We start from the raw sequence: 25,131 nt of genomic DNA, 5'->3' as shown, positions 1-25,131 counted from the left end.
CTCCTGACACGACGGCGAGCCGTCCGCAGCCCGGACCGACGCCTCGCTCCCCGCGCATCGGACGGAGGCCGCATCGCGGCCTCCGGCGCGGGCCGCCGTCCGGCGGAACCCGACCCCGCAGCCCGTCCGCTCCGGCGGCGGGCCACCCTGGCACCACCATCACAAAGCCCCTGGGAGGATATCATGGCGCATTTCGCCCCCGAGGATCGCTCACGATCCAAGATCGCCACCGTGCTGCGCGTCACGAGCGGCAATTTTCTAGAGATGTTCGACTTCTTCCTGTTCGGGTTCTACGCCACCTACATCTCCAAGGCGTTCTTCCCGACCGGCAACGAGTATGCCTCGTTGATGCTCACCTTCGTGACCTTCGGGGCGGGCTTCCTGATGCGGCCCCTCGGCGCCATCTTCCTCGGCGCCTACGTCGACCAGGTCGGGCGCCGGCAGGGCCTCATCGTCACCCTCGGCATCATGGCGATGGGCACGATCCTGATCGCCTTCGTGCCCTCCTACGCGACCATCGGGCTCCTCGCCCCGTTCCTGGTGCTGATCGGCCGGCTGCTGCAGGGCTTCTCGGCGGGCGTCGAACTCGGCGGCGTGTCGGTCTACCTCGCCGAGATGGCGACCCCCGGCAAGAAGGGCTTCTACGTCTCCTGGCAGTCGGGCAGCCAGCAGGTCGCCATCATGGTCTCCGCGCTGATCGGCTACGTCCTGAGCCAGGCGCTCACGCCGGAGGCCTTGGGCTCCTGGGGCTGGCGCATCCCCTTCGTCATCGGCTGCCTGATCGTGCCGTTCCTGTTCTACATCCGCCGCTCGCTGGAGGAGACGGAGGAGTTCCTGCACCGCAAGCATCGTCCCACGGCCCGTGAGATCTTCGCCTCGCTCGGCCGCAACTGGCAGATCGTGCTGCTCGGCATGCTGCTCGTGGTGATGACCACGGTCTCGTTCTACACGATCACGGTCTACACCCCGACCTTCGGCAAGAGCGTGCTGAAGCTGTCGGCGGAGGACAGCCTCCTCGTCACCTTCTGCGTCGCGGTGTCGAACTTCTTCTGGCTGCCGGTGATGGGCGCGCTCTCGGACCGGGTCGGCCGCAAGCCCATCCTGCTGGTGTTCTCGGCCCTGACGCTACTCACCGCCTACCCGGCGCTGGCGTGGCTCGTCGCCAACACCTCCTTCACCAACATGCTGATCGTGCTCCTGTGGCTGTCCTTCCTGTACGGGAGCTACAACGGCGCGATGGTGGTGGCGCTGACCGAGATCGTGCCGGCGAGCGTGCGCACGGCCGGCTTCTCGCTCGCCTACTCGCTCGCCACCGCGCTGTTCGGCGGCTTCACCCCACTGGTCTCGACCTGGCTGATCGAGGTGACCGGGAACCGTGCCGCCCCGGCCTTCTGGCTGGCCTTCGCGGGCGCCTGCGGCCTCGTCGCGACGCTGCTCATCTACCGGGAGCGGAGCCACGCGAAGGGGGGCTCGCCCGGGACGCTGCGATGGCCTGACCTCCCGCTGACCGCTCGCGACCGGCGCAGCTCAGCACGCGCGCCGGCCGCGAGCGCGACCGCCCCGTTCTCCGGGCGCTGCGGGTGGCCCGACCTCTGCCCTGATGGAGAAGACTCGTGATCCGTTCCAAATTCCTGTTCCGCGGCCTCGGCCTGGTCCTCCCGCTTCTCCTCGCAGGAGCGGCCCTGGCCGCCGAGGTGCGCGTCGTCAGCTCCGGCGGCTTCGCGGCAGCCTACCGGGCACTTGCCCCCGAGTTCGAGCGCCGTACGGGCCACAGGCTCGTGGCCGAGTGGGGACCCTCGATGGGCCAGACCCCGCAGGCGGTGCCGGCCCGGCTCGCGCGGGGCGAGCCGATCGACGTCGTGATCGTGGTCGGCTACGCCCTCGACGACCTCATCAGGCAGGGCAAGGTGAGCGCCAACAGCCGCACCGCGCTCGCGCGCTCCGGCATCGCGCTCGCGGTGCGCGCGGGCGCGCCGATGCCCGACATCAGCAGCGTCGAGGGCCTGCGCCGGACCCTGCTCGCGGCAACGTCGATCGCCTACTCGGACAGCGCGAGCGGCGTGTACATCGAGCGGGACCTGTTCAAGCGCCTCGGCATCGCCGAGCAGGTCAAGGACAAGGCGCGGATGATCCCGGCCGAGCCGGTGGGCGCAGTGGTGGCCCGCGGCGAGGCGGAGGTTGGCTTCCAGCAGCTCAGCGAGCTGAAGCCCGTGCCGGGAATCCAGATCGTCGGCCTGTTGCCGGAGGAGGTGCAGCTCTACACGCTGTTCTCGGCAGGCGTCGTTGCGGGCAGCCGCGAGCCGGAGCCTGCGCGGGCGCTGATCCGCTTCCTCGCCGGTCCGGAGGCCGCCGCGGCGGTGCGGGCGAGCGGGATGGAGCCGCTCGGGGCCGATGCCGTGCGGTAGCGGAGCACTCTCTCAATAGAAACTTGCTATGCTGGCGTGAAAAGCTCTGATCGCATGCACGCTCAGGTTTCATCCGTGAGGGACGGCGAAGCCGGTGTGCACCTCATACGACATCCGATTGAGCGCTTCGCCATCTCCGATTTCGGCCATGCGGATGTCGGCGTCGCTCAGGCGCCGCGCAGGCTTGTGCTACGGGACCCGCTTTGATCAAGCGGGTCCCGTATCAGAGCGCTTCGGCATCAGGGTTTTCCTTTTGTGGCCTGTTCGAGGATGGCTAAGCGCGCCGCGCCAGGGTCTGAATCGCACCAAGGTGTTGCAGGGTCTGTGGTTTTGTGATTCAGGGCCGCCGCTTGCCGCATGCAGGCGGCGGTGGCGGACCTGTTCTCGCTCTCGGACGAGCAGTGGACGGTGATCGCGCCGTTCATGCCCACAAACCACCCTCGACCCCTCGCGCCCTCGGGCCGCGGACGGTCGTCCTAAGCCGCGGTCCCATCACAGCGAGACCAGCTCGGCCGTACCGGGGAGGCCGCCGGCCATCGGGCGGCCCTTGGCACGCGCCGGCAACCAGGGCGCGACGGCCGCGAGCAGGTCCCCTTGCGTTGCGGAGCCGACCGGCCCTCCGCGTCGTCTCGACCCGCCATGCGCCCGGCAGGGCGCGCTTGCCGTACCGGAGCGCCAGCATCGGCTCCCGACGGCGCTCCGGCACCTTGGATCAAGGAGCGGCGCGATGCCCTGCCGGTCGGCGGCGGGCTTCGGCACCGCGGCGGCGCGGGGCGCCATCACGGCGTCGGGGTCGCTCCGCGCGCTGCCCAGGAGGCGCGGATCCACCGTCGCGCATGTCGGTCCGGTACATCTCGCGCGGCTGGGCGGCCAGATCCACTAGTTTAGAGCTGCGCACCTGGAGCATGGTGGCGATCATCGGGGCGAAGTTGTCGCGCGGCGCCTTGCACTGCCAGTAAAGCAGGTCCTTGAACTCCGCCGCAACTCCCTCCGCAAGCGCCCAGATTCCGCCCACGATTCCCATGCGCCTCCCGGCCAGCGGGAAAGCCCAGGATCACGCCACCTTTCAAGCCACCATACTTCCAAGCAAGCCGACACGGAATGAGCGTGGAGACTGCCCGGAGAACCGCGCCGGTTGCCTGAGTCTGTTGATCGACCGCGCAGATGACCCAGAGTCGCAACCGACTCCGTATTGACAGATCGGCAAATTTGCCATCATGTGCGTCATCTGACGGAGGGTCATATGGACTACAACGAAGCGCAGAAGATAGCTTGTGAGCTGTACGGCAGGGTATTGTTGCGAGATGCAGATCAAGAAGGCTTCGCATACACGATCGACAGACTCACCAACAATATACATCCTCTCGAGATTGCTAGGGAGATGATGCTCTCCGAAGAATTTGCGGACAAATTTCTCCTTAATACCTCAATCAATGAGATTGCGAGGAAAATTCATGTCGCGGCTTTCGGCTCACACCCGACCAAAGAATCGATCAAACAAAATGCAATGACGATCGTTGCGAAAGGTTTCCAAGGATTTATTTCCGACATCATCGCGAGAAAAATCAGAAACTCCAATTCCAGAATTCCTGACCTGCGCGAATATTAACCATCTCAGACATCTTGAAAACGCCGAGAGCCCGGCAGGGCCGGGCCGATCGAAGGTAGGATCGGTGCCGCGCGTCCATCCAACCACGCCCGACAGCACTGCGCGGTCACCGGGGCGACCTGTCGGTCCCGCGGGCTGAGCAGCGTCGCCTCCTCGGAGAAGCGCGCCGGGCGGGCGACGGCGCCCGCCGGCCCTGCGCATTCACATGCTCCTGCCGGATCGCGGTCTGCGCGTCATCGGGCGGATCCCTTCCCGCTCGGCATCACTCACACGCCTCCTGCGCCGGCGGCTCGAACGGAAAGGTCATGCGGGATCCGCTTGATCGAAGCGGATCCCGGATCACGCGCCCGCGCGGCGCCTGAGCGCGGCGCCTGAGCGACGCCGACATCCGCATGGCCGAAATCGGAGATGGCGAAGCCATCAACCGGATAGCGTATCAGACGGTGACTACGCTTCCATGTCGTCCGTCCAGCCGAGTTCCATGACTTTCCTCAGAGCCTGTCCGGAGCGTCAGGTCTGGCGTGCGGCGCGTCGCAGGAGGACCGAGACGACTTCAGGATCGAGACGATTTGGCTGCTGGCGGCCTGCGGGGCCCGCACCAGCGCGCGGCCATCCGTGGCGGCCAGGGCCTGCCGTTTGCGGCCCTTCGCCTTCCCAGCTTCGCGGGGCCTGCTTGGCCGGCGCGCCGCACCGTTCAGGGAATCCCGCGCCCCGCGACGCCCGCCTCGACCGCCACCGAGAGCCGGTCGGTGACCGCCCATTCGACCCCGACGCGCGCCTCCGGCCGCACCGCGAGGTCCTCGCGCGCGAAGGATCGCGAGACCGCCGTCGGCCCGACCCGCAGCGTCTCGTGCACGGCCACGGCGCCGGCCTTGGCGTAGACGAGCACGTCGGGCGTGAGGAGCGCCCCGACCTTCACCTCCAAGCCGCCGGCGAGGTCGCGGGAATAGGCGAGTCCCCCGAAGCCCGGCGCGGCGCCCCCGCCGAGCGCCGAGAGGAAGTCGAACCCGCCGGAGACGCCGTAGACCAGCCGGCCCTCCTGCCACATCCGCCCCCCCTCGAACCCGACGGTCGGCCCCGCGGAGCTGCCGAAATGCTTCGACGAGACGGCCGCGAACCCGGTCGACAGGGCGGCGTAGGAGCCGGACCAGCGGGTCTCCTCGTCGCCGGCCGGCCGCGGCCACGCGAAGGACGGCAGCGCCCCGAAGCCCGCGAAGGGCGGGACGCCCTGCGCCGCCGCGAGGTCCGCCCGAAGGAGGAAGCCGCCGAGCAGGAGGCAGGCCGCGACGCGGCCGAGCGGCCGAGGACAAGCGAGTCGGGTCATGCCGGACGATAGCCGCAGGGCGCGTGCCCGAACAGCCCCGCTCGGCCGCGCCGCCCGCGGCGCGATCGCGTCAGTGGCCCGCCAGCTCGGCCCCCTGCCGGCCGCGCGGGGCCGCGTCGAGCCAGCGGGCGATCTCGTCCTTCAGGCGCAGGCGCTCGAGGCGGGCGGCCCGCTCCGTCTCGTCCGAGACCGGCTCGATGCGCGCCTCCATCCGGTGCACCGCGCGGTTGATCGTGTGGTAGCGCTCGACCAGAGCGGCGAAGCGGCCATCCGCCTGCCTGAGCGCCTGGATGCGCCCGCCCTGGTCGGGGAACTCGTTGGCCAATTCATGGGGAACGTGGGACACCGGACGTCTCCTTCCTGGTGACGGCGCTCCGGGGAGCGGCGGCGGTCCAGGGCAGGCCCGGCCGCGTCGGAGCAGGCCCATCCTGGCCGTGGGCCCCCTCTCCTCCTTGATCCAGCGCAAGGTGGCCGCCCCGAGGCCCCGCGCGGGACGGGCCGAAACCTGCGCTGGATCAATGCATCCGCTCCGCGGTGGCTGCAACGATCAGGCGGGGCGGGCTCTGGACCAGTCCCGCCGCGACGACCCCGCCTGCGCGCGGCAGGCGGGGCGGGGGGCGGGGGCGCGTCAGGAGATCTCGTCGGGAGATCGCGCCGAGGGGCGTTCCGAGACCGGGAGTTCGAGTCGATGCTGACAGTCAAGGATCATTGCGAGTCCGCGGGACTTGTCTGCGGGAACCGGCCGGGCTCGAACTGCGCCGCCTGCGGGGCGCGCCCGTTCAGCATCTGCGCGGTGATGGACCTCGACGAGCTCGACAGTCTGGAGAGCCTCAGCCAGCACCTCTGCCTCGACCGGAGCCAGACGCTGTTCGGGCAGGACGAGCCGGCCGCCGCGGTCTACAACGTCATCGAGGGGGCGCTGCGGCTCTCCCGCCTCCTGCCCGACGGGCGCCGGCAGGTGATGGGCTTCGCCCTCACGGGCGACTTCCTCGGCCTCGCCCGCCAGGAGCGCTACACCGTCACCGCCGAGGCGCTGGCCCCGGTGCGGGTGTGCCGGTTCGAGCGCAGGGCCTTCGCGGGCGTCGTCGAGAGCAAGCCGCACCTGCTGATGAGCCTGCACGAGCGGGCCCGCCACGAATTGTCCCTGCTCCAGGACCAGATGATGCTGCTCGGGCGGCGCACCGCCGAGGAGAAGATCGCGAGCTTCCTGATCGGCCTGCGCGAGCGCTACGCGCGCATCGGCCGCGTCTCCGTGACCCTCGAACTGCCGATGGGCCGGCAGGACATCGCCGACCATCTCGGCCTGACCATCGAGACGGTGAGCCGGATGATGACCCGCCTCGACCGCGAGCGCACCATCCTGATCGTCCCGGGCGGCGTCCGCCTGCTCGACCCCGCCCGGCTGGAGCGCCTGGCGGCGAATTGAGGCGGGCCGCCGGGCCCCGCCGGCGCGGCCGCGCTGTGGGCGCCTCGGCCGGGGCCTCGGAGGGGGCCTCGGCCGGCTCAGTGGCTCATCAGCAGGCAGAGGGGCGCCGTCCGCAGCGCGTCGTGGGTGGCGCCTCCGAACATCCATTCCCGCAGCCGGCTGTGGCCGTAGGCTCCCATGACGACGAGGTCGGCGTCCTGCCGCTCGGCGAAGCGCAGGATCTCGTCCGCGGCGCTCCTGGCGTGGCAGGTCAGGAAATGCGCCGTGACGTGGGCGCCGTGGCGGGCGAGGTGCCCGGCCACGTCCTCGGCCCCCTCGAACCGGGCCTCCGCCCCGGCCGTGGCGACGAAGACCTGGTCGGCCGCCGTGATGAAGGGCAGCGCGCCCGAGACCGCGCGGCGCGCCTCGGGCCGGTCCTTCCAGGCGACCACGACGCGCGCCGCCCGCAGCCGGTCGATCCCGGGCGGGACGACCAGGACCGGCCGCCCGGCCTCCATCAGGACCGGCCCGGGCTCGACGCCCATCTCGCCCGGATCGGCATCCCCGGATCCCGGGCGCCCGACCACCACGAGGTCGGCGGACCGGGCCTGCTGGACGAGGACCGGCAGCGCGTGCGCGGCCGCGGAGCACCACGCCGTCGGCACGCCCTCGCCGGCCTCGCGCTCGAAGGCGGCCCGGACCTGCGCCAGTTCCTCGCGCAGGCGCGCCTCCTCCCTGGCGAAGATCGCCTCCGCGTCCCGGAAGTCGTTGACCGCGGCCGGTGCGGGCACGCGCCGCGCGGCGACGCCCGTCAGGGTCGCCTCGAACCGGCGGGCGAGGTCGGCCGCGAGACGGACCCGGTCGCCCGTCTCCGGACCTGTGTCGAGGGACACCACGATGCTTGCGTAGGACATGATCGTCTCCCGAGGCCGCTCTCGCCGACCCGATTGAGCCCGTTTGAGGCCCATCGTGTTGGGGCGGGCGGGACGCAGCCTTGATCCACCGCAAGGACCCCGGTCTCCGCCCCGATGCGGCGGCCCGGCCCGCGGCGGGGCGCGGCTCATCGGGCGCCCGCCGCGCCGTCATTGACCCAGCGCAAGGAGGAGGCGGGCGCGCGGGACGACGAGGGGAGCGTTCAGGAGGAAGCCATGACCGTGCTGCTGACCCTCGCCTTCCTGCCGGTGCTGGTCGCGCTCGTGCTCGCCAAGGGCGAGATCGGGCGCGCCCTCGGCTGGCTCGGCCTGATGACCGTGGCCCTCCTGCTGGCCTGTTCGGGCCTCGTCAGCCTCGCGCTGGGGCGGCGGGGGACCCTGGCCCGGACCGGCGCGGACCTGCCCGCCGATCCCCGCGGCGCCTGAGCGCGTCCCGCGCGGGCTTGAGCGACGCCGGCATCCGCATGGCCGAAATGGGAGATGGCGAAGCGATCCGTCGGATGTCTCATCAGTCGCGGGGGCGGCGCGGATCCCGCGTCCGGCGCGGCGGGGCGGCCCGGGCAGCGGCCGCCTCGGCCGGGGGCGGCGCGGGGCCCGTCCCCGCGCGCGCCGTCTCCTCGGCGAGGCCGGGGTCGATCAGCGGGTCGGGCAAAGCCGCCCCGACGAGCCGGCCCCGGTCCAGGATCGCGATGACTTGGCCGTCGACCCGGATCCCGTCCCGCTCCAGGCTCGCCAGGGCCCGCGAGAAGGATTCCCGCGTCATGCCGAGTTCCGAGGCGATCACGTGCTTCTCGTAGGGCAGGAGCGCCCGCGCCGGCGTTCCCTGCCGCTCCGACAGCGCCAGCAGGTAGCAGCCGACCCGCTGCGTCGAGGAGCGGAGCTTCAGGTTCTTGGTCTGGCGCACCATCCGGCGGAACTGCCGCGACAGCGTCGCGATCACCGCCTGCGCGAGGCCCGCATCCGTCGCCACCGCCTCCCGGAATACCTCGGCGTGGATCAGCAGGAAGCGCGAGGGCTCCGGCACGCGCGCCTGCATCAGGAAGGGCGAGGCGGTCATCACGGCGGCCGGGATCACGAGGTCGGGGGCGCAGACGACCTCGATCAGGACCTCGCGCTCCTCCACGGACCGGCCGAACAGGTGAACGGACCCGGCCGTCAGGACGTACTGGAAGTTCGGGACCTCGCCCTGGTCGAACAGCACCGTGCCGGGCCCGACGCGGTGCTCGACGGAATGCCGCAGCAGGGCGTCGAGGCAGGCGGCCGACACGCCCCGGAACGGCGACAATTCCCCTTGCAGAACCTCTTCGCGCATCTCTCCGCCCGAACCGACCCCCGCGCCCGCGCGTCGGAGCGAACGCTGCGTCGGCATGATAGTTGATCGACGCGCAGCCGCTCGTTGACCTGCATCAAGGCTGCGCGCCGGCCCTGCCCCACCCCCGCGCCGGGGTTGCGGCCGGCCCTCCCCTCGGGCCGCCGGCCCGCGGGACTCGATCCCGCGGCCCGGCACGCGGACGGGCCGGTGCCCCGGCCGCCGCACTGGACCGGGTTCCGCCTCGCCCCCACGGCGATCGAGTTCCGGCAGGACGGCGCCTTCCGGCTGCACGACCGCGTCCGCTTCACCCGCGAGGGCGAGGACCGGGACCGGACCCTGCTCTGCCCCTGAGGGGCCGGGGCTCTGCCCCTGAGGGGCCGGGGCTCTGCCCCTGAGGGGCCGGGGCTCTGCCCCTGAAGGGGGCCGGGGCTCAGCCCCTGAGGGTCCCCGGGCGGCCCGGAACCCCTCGGACGCCTCTCGGGCGCGGCGAGGGAGCTCTCGGGCGCGGGCCGACGCCGCCGCGCCACCGTCGCGGCCCCGACGACCATCCCGCCCGATCACCCGCACCCGCGGGCAGGAGCCGGGACCGGCGGGTGCGCGGCCCGGATCCGGTCGGGGATCCTGACGCGTCATCCGCCATCCGGTTGATGGCTTCGCCATCTCCGATGTCGGCCATGCGGATGTCGGCGTCGCTCAGGCGCCGCGCTCAGGCGCCGCGCAGGCGCGTGATCCGGGATCCGCTGCGATCACGCGGATCCCGGATCAGACCACATCCGCGTGATCCCTTCGGGATGGCGGATTCGGGCGTCGCTCGAGCGCCGCGCGGGCGCGTGATCCGCGAGCCGCTGTGATCGACCGGATCCCGGATCAGGGCCGGCGAGGCGCCGGGCACGCCGCGCTGCGGCGCCCGGAGCCGCGCGCCGGCCGCGCGCAGCATCTGTCCGGCGCGCCGAAGGCCGCCCGTCGACGGCGCCGCGTGCCGCCTCCGCGACCGCCGGATCACCTCTCGCGCAGATGCGCGGCGAGCGGGCCAGCCGAATCCGGCCCCGGGAGCGCGACGCGCCCCGGGCCGTTCCGCCGGCGCTCGATGCTCGCGCGCATCAGCGTGTGGGCGTGGGTCGTCATCGTGTGCCCGATATCGGACATCAGGTTGGCCGATTCCTCCGGGATGTTGCTCGCGCCGCAGGTGATCGAGACCAGGAGGTCGAGCTGGTCCACGAGCTGGCCGATCGCACTGACGAGCGGCGGCAGCAGATCCGCGACATCGTCGATGGTCGGGCGCGAAACGTCGGTGTGTCTGCTCATCGCGAGCCCTTGCGAGTGGTGGGGAAGCGGCCGGGGTCCCGGGCGGGCGGGGGCTCGCCCCGGCCCCGACCCGGGCGGAATGCCCTCCGCGCTCCCGCTCTGGGTCTTGGTCCTGCATCGTGGTCGCGGGCCGGGGCGGGATCCGATCCTGGAGATCGAATCCCGCCCCGGCCCCTGCCGCATCGCCCCGGCGGACCGGCAATCGTCCCGTCGGAGCGCGAAGCGGGCTTGCTGTCCGGGCTCAGGCCCCGATCCTCTCGAAGGCGATCACCAGCACGTCCCGGAACGCGAAAGCCTTGCGCGGGTCCTCGACGTGGACGGAGGACACCCCGTGGTAGGTCACCCGGTCGTTGCCGACGACGAAGTCGTGCGGGTGGCCGAGTTCGACGTCGCCGATCAGGCTCCGGTCGTCGTCGGTGATCGTGCTGATGCCGCCCACCACGTTCACCCGCCGGATCATGTAGGAGACGATGAAGTCGACGCCGTCCTTGTGCAGCCCCTCCGGGGCGGGCTCGCCGCGCGCGCCGTCCCGCGCCACGATCCGGTAGGGGTGCAGCTTGACGTTCCAGCGCGCGTGCCCGGCCGCGCGGGAGAAGATCTCGCCGAAGGTGGTCACGATGCGCGAGAAGTTGCGGTTGCCGACGAAACTGTCGCGCAGCGGCTCGAAATGGCGCTTGAACCCGCCGTTCAGCCGGTTGACGGCGGCCGATTGCTCGTAGGGTTGATGGGGAAGCTGCCGCAGGGAGCGGCGGAGGTCGTCGTACTCGAAGGCGCTGTAGCGGCGGTAGCGGTAGGTGCCGCCGTCCCGCATGTGCTCGTCGCGCAGGAGATGGTTCCACTCGTCGGCGAAGGCCTCCCAGGCCGGCCCGAGGTCGAGCCCGAACCCCTTCACCGTGTGCTCGCCGCGCGAGAACCACCATCCGTGGTCGCTCAGGTTCTCGACGAGGTCGTCCCGGTAGCCGTCCCGGGCGATCCCGGGGAATTTCACCGCCACACTCATCTGGTTCCCCTCCTGTGAGGTTTGCGCGCGAGCCCGTCCGGCGAAGCGGTCGCCCCTTCGCCGTCGGGACCACGAGACGATCGGAGACTTGAAATCCGAGGCTTGAAATCCGCGATTTGGACCCGCCCCGGGGCGGGCCCGGCCCGGGCGGGCGACGCGTCGTCCGCACGGCTGTTCGATGGGCCGCAGATTCCGCCGCGGCATCGGCGGCCGCGCTGGCCGACCCCGCTCAGGCCGCCCGCGGGATGCCGAGGCAGGCCCGCCCGGCCTCCCGGCTCTCCCAGAGATCCCTGTCCCGGATGTAGAGGGGCGCGTCCGCCACGATCGCGCGCGGCAGGAAGCGCTCCGCGTCGACCCGGTAGGTAACCGTCCCGGAGACGCACGCGAGGGCTTGGCGGATCGCCTCGCCGCACATCGCGTGGAGCGTGCTGCCCCAGCGGCCGCTGACGGCCTCCTGCACCCAATCCTGCTCGAGCCGCTGCTTGACCACGATCGCGCGGGTCTCGACGCAGGCCGTCTCCAGGTGGCGCAGGGCGTCCATCAGGATCGCGGCGGCCGGGGCCTCGCGGACCTCCAGCACCTTCTCGCCGCCGCTCAGGTGCTCCAGGCCGACGTAGCGGCCGTGGCCGAACCGGCCCACGCGCTGATTGAGCTCGGCGATCGCGTCGATGAGGGCGATCGGCCGGCCGTCGAGCGCCACGAGGTCGCCCCGCTCGAAGGTCAGGGCGATCTCCTCCGGGGCGAGTGCGACGGGCCCGGCGCCCGATGCCGCGCCCTCGCCGGGCGCCGGGCGCCCGCGGGTCCAGTGAAACGCCTCCTCGGGAATCCGGAAATCCTCCGGATCGTCGAGCGGGCCGGATTCGAATTCCCGGCACCAGAGGTTCTCGTCCCCGCTCAGCGCGCGCTCGGCCATCGCGCCGAGCCCGGCCTCGGCCAGTTCCGCCGCCTTCTGCTGCCGGGAGATGGCCGATTGCTCGTAGGGGCTGCCGTACTGTCCCGGGAAGCCGAGCCGCGCGAGGCTGTTGTTGAGGCGCGGCAGGCTGTTCTGCGACAGGTTGGCGGTGTGCAGGATCAGGTCGGCGCCGACCCGCCGGGCGTAGCGGGCGACGAGTTCGGCGATGGCCGGGCGGCTGAGCGAGCTGCTCAGCGGGTAGATGCCGAGATACTTCGCGTGGGCGCGGATCGCGGGGCGGACATGGCCCTCCACGAAGTGGCCGCGACCGTCGAGGCGGACGAACTCGGCCCCGAACAGGGACGCCGCGCGCCGCAGGGCCGGCTCGTCGAGCGGCGCGCCGACATCCACCGCCACCGCGTGGACATGCGCGAAGCCCAGCCCGCGCAGGCGGTGGAGCAGGTAGGAGCTGTCGAGGCCGCCGCTGAACATCGTCACGACCGGGGCGGTGCGCGTCGGCCCGCCGGTCAGGTGGTCGAAGCTCCGGATCACGCGGACGGAACTGCGCGCCAGGGGGGAGATGAAGTTCATCTTAGCTCCTGCTCTCGGCGGCGAGGCCGACGAAGGTACCGGTCAGGGTGAGGCCCGCGCCGAGGACGCTGAGCGGAGAGAGCGGCTCGGCGAGGAGGATGTGGGCGAGCGCGAAGCCGAACAGGGGCTCGGTGCCCATCAGGAAGCCGACCCGGGTCGGGCTGGTCCGGCGCAGGGCGGCGTTCTGGACGTAGAAGGCGGCGATCGTGCAGAAGAGCGACAGGAAACCGACCGCCGCCCAGAACCGCCCGTCGGCCCGCACGACGAGCGCGGCGGGATCCGAGGGGTCGAGGAGGAGGACGAGCGCGAGCAGGCAGACGCTGGCCGCCTGGGTCGCGGTCAGCGCCGCCGCGGTCAGGCAGCGGCCGGCCATCAGCCGCTTGGTGGCGACGACCATGACGGCGCGCAGGCCCGCCGCCACCAGGACGAGAAGGTCCCCGGCGCTCAGCGCCGAGACCCCGCCCGCGAGGAGGCCCACCCCCGCGCAGGCGAGCGCCGCGCCGAGGAGCACCAGGGCCGGCGGCCGGCGCCCCGCCAGCCCGTAATCGAGCAGGGGGGTGAACACGGTGCAGAGCGAGATGATCACCGCCGTGTTGGTGGCGCTCGTCCGGGCGACCCCGGCGGTCTCCGCGAGGAAGATCAGGAACAGGATGCCGCCGAGGAGCGCCCCCCGGGCGAGGTCCGGAACCGGTGCCCGGGCGAGGTCCCGTCGGGCCACGGCCGCCATCACGACCGCGGTCACCAGGAACCGGTAGAAGATCAGCACCAGGACGGGCGCTTCCCGCAGGGCGTCCTTGGCGATCGGGTAGCTCGCCCCCCAGACCAGGGCGATGCCGAGCACCGCCAGGTCGGCCCAGAGGGCGGGGGTGGGAATGAGGATCGGCCGTACCGCCCGCCCCGTCGCTTGCAATTGCCCGGCTTCCACTGGCCCGCCTTCCCGCTCGGTCGGGCGGGCCGCTGGACCGGTCCGCCCGCCCAAACCGTAGGAGGGGGCGCGAGGCGCGCGATAGAACGAAAGCGCGCCCTCATCCGACATCCGGTTCATGGCTTCGCCATGCGGATGTCGGCCACGCGGATGTCGGCCATGCGGATGTCGGCGTCGCTCAGGCGCCGCGCTCAGGCGCCGCGCAGGCGCGTGATCCGGGAGCCGCTTCGATCACGCGGATCCCGGATCAGCCCTGGGCGTAGGCGCCCGGCGTCATCCCGACGATCGACACGAAGTGGCGCGTCATGTGGCTCTGATCCGCGAATCCCGCCTGCGCGGCGGCCTCCGCGGCCGAGAGGCCGGCGCGCAGCATGGCCTTCACCGCCTTCACCTTGAGGACGACGTGGTAGGCGTGGGGCGGAAGGCCGGTGCAGCGCTTGAACGCCTCGATCGTCTGCCGGCGCCGCAGGCCCGAGACCGCGCAGAGGTCGTCGATCGTGACGTTGTCGCAGGCATGCGCCTCCAGGAACTCCACGGCGCTGGCGATCCGGCCGTCCGGCGGCCGCGCCCCGCCCTCCGCGTTGAAGGTCGGGCAGATGATCTCGACGAGCAGGCGGATGATCGCGTCGAGCGCGACGTCGCGCGCCAGGGTCAGGGTCGAGAAGTGCAGCACTTGGTGGAAATGGCTGAAGCAGGTCGCGAGATCGGGCCGCAGATGGAAGGTGGTCTTGAAGTCGGGCTTGACCCGCGGGCGGTCGGTGGCCTCGCGGATCAGCTGGCTCATCAGGTCCTCGCTGACGTAGAGCATGCGCTGGACCCAGCCCTCGGCGACCGCGGCGCCGCCGTGATGGACCTCGCCGGGATGCATGGTCACGACGGTGCCGCCGCCGACGCGATGCTGCTCCCCGCGGCACCAGACCGCGTGCGCGCCGACCTCGATGATCCCGATCACGAACTCGTCGTGGGCATGCGGCTTGAAGGATTGACGCACGTAGTGCGCGGCGAGTGTTTCCAGCCCCCGATGATTGGGAGGACGGCGGATCGACACCCGATCCTTCGCCGGCTCGTTCCTGGATGTGAGATCGATCATCGGCCCCTCTGGTGGCGCGGCGCGGCTTCGGTTGATTTTGTCCCCTTGTTCAATCTAAAATTGTATCTCTCGGTTCGATCCTCCGCGAGCCCGGGTCGTCGCGCGCGGGCGGCGCAGCCCGCTCGGCATCCTGCCCGGTCCCAGGAGGTGATCAACACGGACGCACGGCGCGGTTCCCGAGGTCAAGACATCCCGGGGCTGTCCACCGGCGGCGCGGCGAGGCCGTCCGCACTTGAACGATCGTGCGCTCCGCCCGGCGGGGACCGCCTCGCGCCGCGGCGCGAGCGGTCAGGGGGCGGCAGCGTCCTGCGCGGCGGCGCCGTCCCGGGCCTGGCCCGCCGCGACCGCGAGGGCGAGCGCGAAGGCGAGGAGCGCCGCCGCGCTGGCGAGCCCGCTGCCGCGGCGGCCGGGCTCCCACCCGGCGAGATCCGCCCCGAGCCGCAGCGCCACCGCGCCGTGCAGGAGCGCCAGCGGCCCGTACAGGAGGGGGCTGAAGCGGAGCCGCACCCGCGCGACGGCCGGCAGGATGACCAGCGCGTGCCCGAACACCATCGAGAGCACGAAGCCGATCAGCACCGCGTGCAGCGCCATGTCGTACCCGAAGGCGGCCTCGCCGGGGGGCAGCGCGACGAGGACCAGCCCCGCGGTCCCGAGCCAGGCGTAGCCGGCGAGCATGCAGGCGGCCATGAAGCGGACCTGCCCCCGGCCCCGGATGCCGCGGCCGGCGACGTCGTGGCGCGCGAGCCAGGCCGTGAGCCCGAGGAGGCCGGCCCCGAGCAGCGCCGCGCCCGGACCGGCGAGGCCCCGGAGGGCGCCGGCGGCGACGAGCGCCACGGCCAGGAGGTAGGCCGGCAGGCTGCCGCGCCGGCGCGGCAGGAGCCGGCTGAGTTCCAGGCGCTCGCCCGCGATGGTGAGGACCAGGAAGGCGAGCCACCAGCCCGCGAGGTCGGGCACGGCCGCGCCCCGGGCCCAGAGCAGGCAGCCGGCGAGCCAGGCGGCCGCGCCCGCCGCGAGCGTGGCGGTGAAGGCGGCCGGCTGCAGCCCGACCGCCAGGAGCGACGCGGCGGTCAGCACGAGGGCCGCCGCCGCGTAGGCAAAGCCCCCCGCCGCCTGCGGCGCCCCGGCGAGGAGCGCGACGGTCCCGGCCGCGGAGAGCCAGGGCGCCGCGAAGGTCCAGGCCCGGCCGAGCGCGACGGCCCGCTCCAGCCCGACCAGGGTGCCGAAGAGGCCGCAGATCAGGAGCGGTCCGTGCAGCGCGGCGAGGGATGAGCCCCGCGGCAGGTCGAGGCCGAGCCGCCACAGCCCCGCCCAGAGCCCGGCGAGCAGCGCCGCCGCGGCCGTGGCCAGGATGGGCAGCCGAATCGCCCGCCGGAGATCAGGGCCCCCCGCCGGAACGGGGCCGGCCGGCTCCCCGCGCGGATGCGCCGCGCTCATGCCCGGCCGCTCCCGGGGCGCGGCGCGGGAGGGTGGGCCTGCGGCATGGTGGTGTCCTCCGGACCTGTCGGGGCGGCGCGGCGGGGCCCGCCGCGCCGGGTCAGCCTGTCCGCCGCGCCCCCGGTCGGCCTTGATCCCGATCAAGCCTCGGCGGCGCGCCGGTCAATTCCAGCCGGGTCCGTGCCGGGACGGGGGCCCGCGCTCGAGCAGCGCCAAGCCCTGCTCGGTGATGCGCTCGGGGGTCCAGACCGGGCTCCAGACCAGCCGGACCAGGAGGTCGGGGCAGTCGTTGAAGCGGCGCCGGAGATGCTCCCGGGCGGCGTCGACGATCAGGGCGCCGAGCGGGCAGGTCCGCGTCGTCAGCGTGAGGTCGACCTCGATCCGGGCGGGCCCCCGCACGGCCCGGTAGACGAGGCCGAGATGCACGATGCTGACGCCCAGTTCGGGATCGGGCACGCCCGACAGGCAGTCGAGCAGTTCGGGGTCGAGGGGCGCTCGGCCCCCGGTCGCGGCGCCGCCGGATTCCTCCTCGGCCGGGCGCCGGACCGCGCGGCCCCTCCACCAGGATACCATCGTGACCCCCCTTCCCCGCGTGATCGCCGGCAGGATGTGGGCCGGCCTCGCCGGAACCTTGATCCGGATCAAACGCCGCCCCGGCCCGGGCGCCTCATCCGATATCCGGTTGATGGCTGCGCCATGCGGATGTCGGCGTCGCTCAGGCGCCGCGCGGGCTCATGCGCCATCCGGTTGATGGCGTCGCCATCTCCCATTTCGGCCATGCGCATGTCGGCGTCGCTCAGGCGCCGCGCAGGCGCGTGATCCGGGATCCGCTTCGATCAAGCGGATCCCGGATCATCCCGGGCGTCACCCGCGGGCGGGCTCGCAGCCCCGCGAACGGTCCCGCGCTCGCAGCGCAGAAGGGCCGGCCCGTGCCTCGTGGCTCGGCACTCGCCGCGCGCCACGGTCGCCGCCCCCGCGGACGGCGCCCGCGAGGACGAGCCGGGACCGACGGGCGCGCCCTGCGGGTCGGCGGCGGCGGACCGGATCACATGGCGAGGCGCATCTGCACGGCGAGGGCGTAGAAGAGCGCGGTCAGCGCCCCGACGGCGAGCAGGATCGCGACGACGTGCGTCGTGTCCGGCAGGTCGACGCGGAGCCGCTGCGCGGCCACGGCACGGTGCGGAACCGGCCCGCGCAGCCGCGCGCCCGGGATCCCGCGCGCCGCGAGGCCGACCCCGCCGGGGGCGCGCCGGTTGTCAGGCTGGTTCATGGCTTCCCTCGCCCCGTTCCCGCACCCGCCGGGGGCCACGCCGCCGGCGGATGCTGACCTGAGGTCGGGCAGCGGGCGCGAAGGATCCTTGCTGCAGATCAACGCGCCCCGCACCGCGGCGCCGGCAGACCCGGCGGGGCGCGGGGCGGGCCGCGCTCAGGCCCGTCCGTCGGCGGCGGGGGGCGCCGCAGGTCCTGGACGAGGATCCGGCGCCGGCGGGCGAGCCGCCGCAGGTCGTCCTCCAGCTGGCGGTGAGTCTCCGAGGCGCGCTCCCGGGTCTCGTCCGCGTCGATAGACCGAGAGGCGATCGTCCCCATCAGTGCGCAGCAGCGCCGCACGCGGTCGATGCTGCGGTCGAGCCGGGCGATCTCCTCCACCTGCCGGGCAAGGCCCGGACCGGACGGCCCGGCGGCGCCGGGGCCGTCCTCGCCCGGTCGGCGCGCGAGCGAGCGCAGGAGGCCGAGGTTCCGGCGGCTCGGCCGCGACCGGCCGACGGCCCATTGCCCGACCGTCGCGCGCGAGACGCCCAGGCGCCGGGCGATCTCCGACAGGCCGTAGCGCTCGGCCGCCGACGCGAGGTCGCGGGGAGCCTCCGGGCCGAGCGCGGGTCGGGATGGATGCGACACCATGGAATTCCCTCGTGGCTGCGCCCCGGACGCGGTCGCGAGACGGCGCGGCGGCACCTCCGCGCATGGTGTGAGGCCGGTCGCGGCGCTCGCCATGATCTGCATCAAGATGCCGGCGCACTCCGATCCTGACCAGGCTCGCCCGCGGATCGGCGGGATGGGCCTAATCACGCCCGCGCATCGCCGCAGGTTGGACTAGTCCTTATCGCTTAAACGCGCTGAACTCATCAGTAAATCAAGTCAAACTCAGGGGTACTTTCATCGCAAATTAATTTCCGAGGCGCCTGTAGGAATCACGTCAGGAACATACACCCATCTTGGGACTTCCGCCGCGCGGCGCGAAGGCAGAATGACGGAGACGATCCGATGCTGATGCGGCGCGCCGAGACGCCATGCGAGGCCGAACTTGCCGACCAGCTCAACTCATTTCCTCCCGAGCAGCAGGCCGTCTTGCCCGAGCTGCGCCGGCTGGTCGAGTCCGGGATCGACGAGGTGCTCGGCACCTTCTACAGCGCGGTGGCGCGCGATCCGGCGTTGAGCCGGATCCTCGGGCAGAGTTCGGGGGTGGACCGGCTCAAGGCGGCCCAGAAGGCGCATTGGCTGCACCTGCTCTCCGGGCGGATCGACGCGGATCTGCGCGCACGCGGCGCGCGGATCGGCGCCGCCCACGTCCGCCGCGGCCTCGAACCGCGGCACTCCATCGCCGCCTACGCGTTCCTGGCCGAGCGATTCCTGGAGCGGGTGATCGGCCGCCGGGACCGCAGGACCCGGCGGGCCCAGGCGCTGGTGCGGGCCGTCTTCATCGACATGGAGATCGCCCTCTCGGCCCATCAGTCCGGCACCGAGGCCGAGTTCCGCGAGCGGGAGGCCGCGGCGCTGGCGGGCTCGGTCGAGACCGAGATGCGCCTCGCCAACCGGGCGATCAGCTCCGAATCCGAGCGCCTGAGCGAGACCGTCGCCCAGATGCGCCGCGCGATCGAGGCGGTGGAGGGCGGCAACGCGGTCGTCGACCGCAACGCCGTGGCCACGTCCCAGGGGATCCAGCAGGTCGCCTCGGCCAGCGAGGAGATGGTCGCGTCGAGCCGCGAGGTCGGCCGGCAGGCCGGCGACACCTCGGCCCTGGTGCGCGAGGCGGTGCGCAAGGCGGAGGATGCCTCGCGCATCATCTCGCGCCTGAAGGACAGTTCGGGCCGCATCGCCGAGGTGGTGCAGCTGATCGACGGGGTCGCCCACCAGACGAACCTGCTGGCCCTGAACGCCACGATCGAGGCGGCCCGGGCCGGCGAGGCCGGCCGCGGCTTCGCGGTCGTCGCCGCCGAGGTCAAGGAGCTCTCCCGGCGCACCGCGGAGGCCACCAAGGAGATCGCCCGGCAGGTCGAGGACGTGGTGGGCGCGACCTCGGCGGCGGTCGAGGCCGTCGCCGCCGTGACCGGCTCGGTCACGGCGATCGACCAGGTCGCCTCCTGCGTCGCCGCCAACGCCGAGGGCCAGATCAGGGCGCTGCAGGAGATGACCGGCAGCGCCCAGACCGTGGCGGGCAGCGGCGCCGAACTGACCGAGAGCGTGCAGACCATCGCCACGGGCGTCGAGGCCGCCCTCGGGGTCGCCGGCCGCGTCGACGAGGCCGCCGCGCGCATCATCGCCCTGTTCGACCAGCTCGAGCGGCGGCTCGTGGTGACGGTCCGGGCCTTCAGCGCGACCGACAACCGCAGGGCGCCGCGCGTCCCGGCCCGCTGGCCGGCCAGCTTCGAGGCCCCCGAGGGCAGGGCCTCCCTGCGCACGATCGAGGTCTCGGAGGGCGGCTTCCTGATCGACGCGCCGCCCTTCGCGACGGAGGCGGGCCGTGAGGGCACGCTCGACCTCGCGGGGATCGGCCGCTTCGCCGTCGAGGTCGCGGGCGAGCAGCCGCTCGGCACCCGCCTCAAGATCCGGCCGAGCGAGCCCGAGGCGATGGACCGGCTGCGCGAGCGGATCGCCGCGATCCTCGTCAGCCAGCAGAGCCTCAAGGCCGCCCTGCGCGGCGCCGCGGACGGGATCCAGGCCTGTTTCGCCGAGAGCCTCGCGGGCGGCGCGGTCACGCTGGCGCAGCTCTTCGACGAGGATTACGCGCTGATCCCGGGCAGCGCCCCCAAGCAGTTCCGCACGCGGGCGCTCGCTTTCCTCGACCGCGTCCTCCCCCCGTTCCAGGAACCGCTGCTCGCCGCCGATCCCTCCGTGGTGTTCTGCGCCGCGGTCGACCGCAACGGCTGGCTGCCGGTGCACAACAGGACGTACTCGCTGCCCCAGGGGCCCGACCCGGTCTGGAACGAGGCCAACTGCCGCAACCGGCGCCTCTTCGACGACCGCACGGGCCTGAGCGCGGCGCGCAACCTGCGCGATTTTCTGGCCCAGACCTATCCGCGCGCGCTCGGGGGCGGCCGGACGGTCCTGATGATGGACCTCTCCACCCCGCTCACGGTCGCCAACCGCCACTGGGGCGCCCTGCGCATGGGTCTCACCCTGGAGTGATCCGGTTCCCGGGGACGACGCCGACCCGGCCCGGCGCCGAGCGGTCGCGAGGGCCGCGCCGCCCATCCCGGGATGCGCGCGGCGCGGGCTGCGCAGGAGGCGGGGCGGCCCAGGGTCTCGCCGCCGCCTCCGACCGGCGCACCGATCCGAGAGCCCGAGCGCGGAGGTGGGCCGCTTCCTGCACGCCGCTCAGGCCTCGACGCGCAACCCCGCCGGCCCCGCCTCGACGCGGCCGACGATCGCCGCGGCGGGGTAGCCGGCGGCGCGGATCCGGTCGCGGATCGCCTCGGCCGGCCCGGCCGCGCAGGCGACCAGCAGCCCCCCGGAGGTCTGCGGGTCGGTGAGGAGGTGGCGGCGCCACTCCGGGAATCCGTCCGGCAGCGCGACCTCGGCCCCGAAGGCGCCCCAGTTGCGGTGCGAGGCCCCGGTGACGAAGCCGTCCCGGGCCAGCGCCGCGGCCCGCGCGAGGAGCGGCACCGCCTCCGCCTCGATCACCACCCGGACGCCTGCCCCGCGGGCCAGTTCGAGCCCGTGGCCGACGAGGCCGAAGCCGGTCACGTCGGTCATGGCGTGGACGGCGGGATCGGCCGCGAGCTCCGCCCCCACCCGGTTGAGGAGCGTCGTGGTGGCGACGAACTCGGCGTAGCCCGCCTCTCCGAGGGATCCCCGCTTGATCGCCGCCGCGTAGACGCCGACGCCGAGCGCCTTCGTGAGGATGAGCCGGTCGCCCGGGCGCGCGTCCCGGTTGCGACGCACCGCCTCGCGGCGGCAGCTGCCGATCACGGCGAGGCCGTAGATCGGCTCGGGCGTGTCGATCGAGTGCCCGCCCGCGACCGGGATGCCGGCCTCGGCGCAGAGGCTCGCCCCGCCCGCCAGGATGGCCGCCACGGTCTCGGGTGCGACCCGGCCCACCGGCATGCCCAGGATCGCGAGGGCGAGGAGCGGCCGCCCCCCCATCGCGTAGACGTCCGAGATCGCGTTCGCGGCGGCGATGCGGCCGAAATCGCGCGGATCGTCCACCATCGGGGTGAAGAAATCCGTGGTGGCGATCAGGCAGGTGCCGTCGTCGAGGGCCCAGACGGCGGCGTCGTCCGAGGTCTCGTGGCCGACGAGGAGCCGCGCGAAGGGGCCGCCGGCCGGCTGCCCGGCGAGCAGGCCCCGCAGGATCGCCGGATCGAGCTTGCAGCCGCAGCCGCCCCCGTGGGCGAGGCTGGTGAGGCGGACGGGTTCGGCACTCATGGCTCCTCCTGCGGGATCTCGCGCGGCCGGCGCTCATTGCGGATGTCGGCTTCGCTCAGGCGCCGCACGGGCTCGTGATCCGGGATCCGCTTCGATCAAGCGGATCCCGGATCAGGCCCGCGCCCGGACGATGGTGGTGCAGGCGCTCTCGAGCTTCGGCAGGTCGCGGGCGGCCGCGAAGCGGACGGCGAGGCGGCGCTCCTCGCCCCGCGCGACCGGGCAGTAGGGATCGACGGCGTCGAGGTTCCCGCTCAGCCGGCGGCGCCCGGCGCAGCCGCCGCGGCAGGTCGCCGCGTGGGCGCAGCCGCGGCAGGGCGAGGGCAGCGCCCGCGCCGCCGCGAAGGGCTCGGTCTCGACGATGGCCGGGCCGACGTCGAGGAGGGCGGCGAGGTCCTGCCCGGCCCCGCCCCAGTAGACGCAGGGCAGCACCCGGCCCCGGGGCGTCACCCGCACGGTGCCGGCCCCGCAGCCGCCGCGCCGGGGCGGAAGGCCCGCCATGGCCCGCACCAGGGGTTCGCCGATCGCGATCGCGTCGGTCTCGGCGAGGAGCCGGGCGAACCCGTCCCAGTACGCCTCGTAGCTCAGCGCGAAGGCGTCGCTGCGCACCGCCTGGTAGACGTTGACCCGCAGGGGCGCGTCGAACCGGGCGGCGAGCGCGGCGATCTCCGCGAGGCGGTGGTAATTCGTGCGCATCATCACGGCGATGAAGGTCACGCCGAGCCCGAGGCGGCGGCAGCGCGCGGCCTGGTCCATCACGAGGTCCCAGTTGCCGGCGCCGCGCTGCGCGTCCTGCTCGGCCCGGGTCGGGTAGTCGATCGAGAACTCGACCTCCGCGAAGGCCCGCAGGTCCGCATCGTCGAGGCGCGCGATCGAGTGGCCGTTCGACGTGATGGTGAGCTTGACCGGCGCCTCGCGGAGGAGGGCCAGGAAGGCCGGGAAATCCGGATGCATCCCGTTCTCGCCGGTGCCGAGATTGACCGAGCGCACCGGCAGCCGCGCCAGCACCGCCCGCACCTGCGCGAGGTCGAGCCGGTCGGCGCGGTCCGGATCCCGGTAGCAGAACGCGCAGGCGAGGTTGCACTCGCTGGTGAGGCCGAGCCCGAGGGCGAATCCCGCCCCCGGACCGGAGGGGGCCGCGGGCCCCGCCGCCGTGCCGTCCCTCTCCCGCATGCCTCGCTCCTCCGGCGCTCGCCCCGGCGAGCCTACACGCTCCCGTCTTCGCGCGGAGGGGGCCCGCGGTGACGCCCGCCCGCGGCCGGCCCGGCGCGATCACGATCCCGTGCCCCGCCGGCCGGCGGCGCGTCACCGCCCGCCGCGCGGTGGCGTCGCGTCCGGCCTCGGCTACCATGGGCGGGAGGATCCGCGTCGAGCGGGGGCGGCGGATGAGCGGGACGGCGGGCAGGCGGGCGGTTCTGGTCGGGCTGGGGGCGGGCCTCGCCGGCAGGCCCGCGCGGGCGCGGCCGGGCGACGCGCCGCCCTTCGTCCTCACCGGCATCCCCGACCCGGACGAGAGCCGGCTCGTCGCGCGCTTCGGCCGGGCGGCCGCCCCCGGGAGGCCGGCCTCGGCGCGCCGGCGCGCTCGATGCCGGTGAGGAGCGACCCGGCGGTCACGGCCTTCACCACCGGGCCGGTGCAGCCGGCGTGATTCGGCGGCTTCACGAGGCGGCGATCTCGGAGCCGCGCTGCGACGCCGCCGGGGGGCTGATCCTGGCCGCCTGCCCGATGACGAGGGCGCTCGACGCCCTCGCGCGCGGCCGACCCGCCTCCCGGCGCCGGTCCGCCCGCCGGACGAGGCCGCGCCGGAGCGGCCCGGCCCCGAAGACCCCGCGCCCCGAAGACCCCGCGCCCCAAAACCTCGCGCCCCAAAACATCTCCTGGAGAAGGACGAGACCCATGCGCACCGATCCCTTCCTCGACACGTGGCTGTTCCTGACCGGCCAGCAGGGCGACCAGGCCGCCCTCGGGCCCTGGCGCTGGATCCTGGTCGGGCTCTTCGCCCTGCTGCTGCTCGGCAGCCTGCTGGTGGCGGCGCGCGAGTGGATCCTCGACCCGGCGCAGCGCACGGGGCGGGACCTCGTCACCTGGCTCCTGCGCACCGCCATCGGCGCCATGTGGTTCCAGGCCGCGTTCTGGAAGCTGCCGCTCCTCACCACCGAGAACGGGCTTCACTACTGGACCGAGCAGGAGGTGAAGTACGCCGCCTTCCAGGCGCATCGCGACCTCGTGGCGCAGCTTCTTCTGCCGGTGCCGAATTTCTACGTGCTGAACGCCGCGGTGCTGGCGACGGAGCTCGGCTTCGCGGTCTCGCTGATGCTCGGGATCGGGGTGCGGGCGGCGGGCGCGCTCGGCGTGGTCTTCCTGGCCCAGCTCTGGCTCGGCCTCTACCAGCACCCGCAGGAATGGCCCTGGACCTACGTGTTCCTGGCCGGGCTGATGGGGCTGTTCAGCGTCGCGGGGGCCGGGCGCAGCCTGGGGCTCGATGCCGGCCTGCGGCGCGAATACCCGCCGCAGATGACGAACGGCGCGGCGGGCGCCTTCGTGCGCGCCGCGACCTGAGGGCGGGACCGCCGCGCCGGTCAGCGCACGCGGCGGATCCAGAGGCGCTCGACGCGCGGGTGCATGGCGGCGGCGACGGCGAGCGCGCCGGCGGCGGCGGAGAGCATCACGATGAGTTCGGGCATGCGCCCCCCTACTCGGCCGCGCGCCGCCCCGGCCATGCGGCGGCCTGCCGCGAGACGATCGGACCCTCGCGGTTGGCTCCGAGGATGGGGGCGAGGATTGCCGGCGAGGGTGCGCATCCGGAAGGGCCGGGCGGCGGTCCCGGCCCGGATGCACGGTTGCGGCGGGGCGCCGCCCGGCGCGCGCCGCCGGTCGGGACGTCGATCAGCGGCGTGCAGCGTCGTCCCCGCGGCGTCACGGTGGCGGCTCGCCTCGACGCGCATGAGGATTCACCCGGCCGATCACAGGTTCGGCGCCGCGGGGGTGAAGGCATCGTCCTGCGTTGGATGATGAGGTGCTGATCCCTCTTGCACGGAACGGATCGACGGCGGGAAGCCGCGCAGGGCGTTGTGCGCGGCAGCGGAGATGACGTGAAAGGTCCTCGACAGCGAAGCGCGCCTCGGCAAGACCGTGATACGATCGAGATCACTTCGATAATCTTCAAGATCGATCTGGTTTTCACCTCATCAGGTGCGCCATCGCGCCCTGCCCCCGCATAGCCGCAGATCCGAGAAGCGATCGCAGTGGTACATGCACCATCGCAGA

At 73.2% G+C, this 25,131-nt stretch carries 23 protein-coding genes and 2 pseudogenes; 10 read left to right on the top strand and 15 right to left on the bottom strand.

Annotated elements, in window-relative coordinates; all coding sequences use genetic code 11:
* Positions 1-183: 183 nt before the first annotated feature.
* From QA634_RS30965 to QA634_RS30950, 4 genes and pseudogenes are all read left to right on the top strand, one after another.
* Positions 184-1,617 carry an MFS transporter gene (locus tag QA634_RS30965; protein WP_012335789.1) on the top strand — a complete coding sequence of 478 codons (1,434 nt, stop codon included), beginning with the start codon at positions 184-186 and terminating at the stop codon, positions 1,615-1,617.
* Positions 1,614-2,405, top strand: a complete 792-nt coding sequence (locus QA634_RS30960; RefSeq protein WP_012335788.1) for a substrate-binding domain-containing protein — start codon at positions 1,614-1,616, stop codon at positions 2,403-2,405. Before QA634_RS30965 ends, QA634_RS30960 begins: the two co-directional genes overlap by 4 nt.
* A 369-nt stretch (positions 2,406-2,774) precedes the next feature.
* Positions 2,775-2,852: pseudogene (locus tag QA634_RS30955) on the top strand (IS5/IS1182 family transposase); the annotation flags it as partial.
* Positions 2,853-3,648: 796 nt separating this feature from the next.
* Positions 3,649-4,014 (top strand): DUF4214 domain-containing protein, encoded by a 366-nt coding sequence (locus QA634_RS30950; RefSeq protein ID WP_150108754.1) that lies wholly within the window; start codon positions 3,649-3,651, stop codon positions 4,012-4,014.
* A gap of 694 nt (positions 4,015-4,708) precedes the next feature.
* Here QA634_RS30950 and QA634_RS30945 read toward each other — a convergent pair.
* Both QA634_RS30945 and QA634_RS30940 read right to left on the bottom strand, forming a co-directional pair.
* On the bottom strand, positions 4,709-5,338 hold the full coding sequence (locus QA634_RS30945) for an outer membrane beta-barrel protein (protein WP_012335787.1): 630 nt from the start codon (positions 5,336-5,338) through the stop codon (positions 4,709-4,711).
* Between the two features lie 70 nt (positions 5,339-5,408).
* The gene (locus tag QA634_RS30940) at positions 5,409-5,684 is read right to left on the bottom strand and encodes a YdcH family protein (protein WP_012335786.1); all 276 of its coding nucleotides are present in this window, start codon (positions 5,682-5,684) and stop codon (positions 5,409-5,411) included.
* A gap of 342 nt (positions 5,685-6,026) precedes the next feature.
* Between QA634_RS30940 and QA634_RS30935 the strand changes: the two genes are divergently transcribed.
* Complete coding sequence (locus tag QA634_RS30935) at positions 6,027-6,764, top strand: helix-turn-helix domain-containing protein (protein WP_012335785.1); 738 nt, start codon at positions 6,027-6,029, stop codon at positions 6,762-6,764.
* A 77-nt stretch (positions 6,765-6,841) separates the two neighbouring features.
* On the opposite strand, the gene QA634_RS30930 is transcribed toward QA634_RS30935, so the two are convergent.
* Positions 6,842-7,657, bottom strand: coding sequence for a universal stress protein (locus QA634_RS30930; RefSeq protein WP_012335784.1), 816 nt, complete (start codon positions 7,655-7,657; stop codon positions 6,842-6,844).
* Positions 7,658-7,828: 171 nt separating this feature from the next.
* Here QA634_RS30930 and QA634_RS30925 point away from each other — a divergent pair, with 171 nt between their 5' ends.
* Positions 7,829-8,101: a hypothetical protein gene (locus tag QA634_RS30925; protein WP_150108753.1), complete on the top strand. Its 273-nt coding sequence runs from the start codon at positions 7,829-7,831 to the stop codon at positions 8,099-8,101.
* Between the two features lie 82 nt (positions 8,102-8,183).
* Here QA634_RS30925 and QA634_RS30920 read toward each other — a convergent pair whose 3' ends face one another.
* Positions 8,184-8,987, bottom strand: coding sequence for a helix-turn-helix domain-containing protein (locus QA634_RS30920; RefSeq protein ID WP_012335782.1), 804 nt, complete (start codon positions 8,985-8,987; stop codon positions 8,184-8,186).
* Positions 8,988-9,176: 189 nt separating this feature from the next.
* On the opposite strand from QA634_RS30920, the pseudogene QA634_RS30915 reads away from it, so the two are divergent.
* A pseudogene (locus QA634_RS30915) lies at positions 9,177-9,338 on the top strand (pyridoxine 5'-phosphate oxidase C-terminal domain-containing protein); the annotation flags it as partial.
* A gap of 648 nt (positions 9,339-9,986) precedes the next feature.
* Here the strand turns inward: QA634_RS30915 and QA634_RS30910 are convergent.
* The 9 genes from QA634_RS30910 to QA634_RS30870 all read right to left on the bottom strand — a co-directional run bounded on the left by QA634_RS30910 (position 9,987) and on the right by QA634_RS30870 (position 18,123).
* A complete protein-coding gene (locus tag QA634_RS30910; RefSeq protein ID WP_012335780.1) occupies positions 9,987-10,292 on the bottom strand; it encodes a hypothetical protein in 306 nt (101 codons plus the stop codon).
* A 241-nt stretch (positions 10,293-10,533) separates the two neighbouring features.
* Entirely contained in the window at positions 10,534-11,292 is a 759-nt protein-coding gene (locus QA634_RS30905) for a 2OG-Fe dioxygenase family protein (protein WP_012335779.1), read from the bottom strand.
* A 229-nt stretch (positions 11,293-11,521) separates the two neighbouring features.
* Complete coding sequence (locus QA634_RS30900) at positions 11,522-12,775, bottom strand: argininosuccinate synthase-related protein (RefSeq protein WP_012335778.1); 1,254 nt, start codon at positions 12,773-12,775, stop codon at positions 11,522-11,524.
* A 1-nt stretch (position 12,776) separates the two neighbouring features.
* On the bottom strand, positions 12,777-13,685 hold the full coding sequence (locus QA634_RS30895) for a DMT family transporter (protein ID WP_012335777.1): 909 nt from the start codon (positions 13,683-13,685) through the stop codon (positions 12,777-12,779).
* Between the two features lie 262 nt (positions 13,686-13,947).
* Positions 13,948-14,790: an AraC family transcriptional regulator gene (locus QA634_RS30890; protein ID WP_012335776.1), complete on the bottom strand. Its 843-nt coding sequence runs from the start codon at positions 14,788-14,790 to the stop codon at positions 13,948-13,950.
* A gap of 288 nt (positions 14,791-15,078) precedes the next feature.
* Positions 15,079-16,224, bottom strand: a complete 1,146-nt coding sequence (locus QA634_RS30885) for a hypothetical protein (RefSeq protein WP_012335775.1) — start codon at positions 16,222-16,224, stop codon at positions 15,079-15,081.
* Positions 16,225-16,386: 162 nt separating this feature from the next.
* Positions 16,387-16,797: a metal-sulfur cluster assembly factor gene (locus QA634_RS30880; RefSeq protein WP_012335774.1), complete on the bottom strand. Its 411-nt coding sequence runs from the start codon at positions 16,795-16,797 to the stop codon at positions 16,387-16,389.
* A gap of 472 nt (positions 16,798-17,269) precedes the next feature.
* Entirely contained in the window at positions 17,270-17,494 is a 225-nt protein-coding gene (locus QA634_RS30875) for a hypothetical protein (RefSeq protein WP_012335773.1), read from the bottom strand.
* A gap of 98 nt (positions 17,495-17,592) precedes the next feature.
* Positions 17,593-18,123, bottom strand: a complete 531-nt coding sequence (locus QA634_RS30870; RefSeq protein ID WP_012335772.1) for a helix-turn-helix domain-containing protein — start codon at positions 18,121-18,123, stop codon at positions 17,593-17,595.
* 363 nt (positions 18,124-18,486) lie between these two features.
* Between QA634_RS30870 and QA634_RS30865 the strand changes: the two genes are divergently transcribed.
* Complete coding sequence (locus QA634_RS30865) at positions 18,487-20,628, top strand: globin-coupled sensor protein (protein WP_012335771.1); 2,142 nt, start codon at positions 18,487-18,489, stop codon at positions 20,626-20,628.
* A gap of 189 nt (positions 20,629-20,817) precedes the next feature.
* Here QA634_RS30865 and selD read toward each other — a convergent pair whose 3' ends face one another.
* Positions 20,818-21,867 (bottom strand): selenide, water dikinase SelD, encoded by a 1,050-nt coding sequence (gene selD, locus QA634_RS30860; RefSeq protein ID WP_012335770.1) that lies wholly within the window; start codon positions 21,865-21,867, stop codon positions 20,818-20,820.
* A gap of 111 nt (positions 21,868-21,978) precedes the next feature.
* The gene (locus QA634_RS30855) at positions 21,979-23,037 is read right to left on the bottom strand and encodes a radical SAM/SPASM domain-containing protein (RefSeq protein WP_012335769.1); all 1,059 of its coding nucleotides are present in this window, start codon (positions 23,035-23,037) and stop codon (positions 21,979-21,981) included.
* A 68-nt stretch (positions 23,038-23,105) separates the two neighbouring features.
* Between QA634_RS30855 and QA634_RS30850 the strand changes: the two genes are divergently transcribed.
* A complete protein-coding gene (locus QA634_RS30850; RefSeq protein WP_283027034.1) occupies positions 23,106-23,459 on the top strand; it encodes a hypothetical protein in 354 nt (117 codons plus the stop codon).
* A 301-nt stretch (positions 23,460-23,760) separates the two neighbouring features.
* Positions 23,761-24,423, top strand: coding sequence for a hypothetical protein (locus QA634_RS30845; protein WP_012335767.1), 663 nt, complete (start codon positions 23,761-23,763; stop codon positions 24,421-24,423).
* The last annotated feature ends 708 nt before the right edge of the window (positions 24,424-25,131 follow it).

Source organism: Methylobacterium sp. CB376 (assembly GCF_029714205.1).
GTDB lineage: Bacteria > Pseudomonadota > Alphaproteobacteria > Rhizobiales > Beijerinckiaceae > Methylobacterium.
This window is presented reverse-complemented; position numbering and strand designations above follow the sequence as displayed.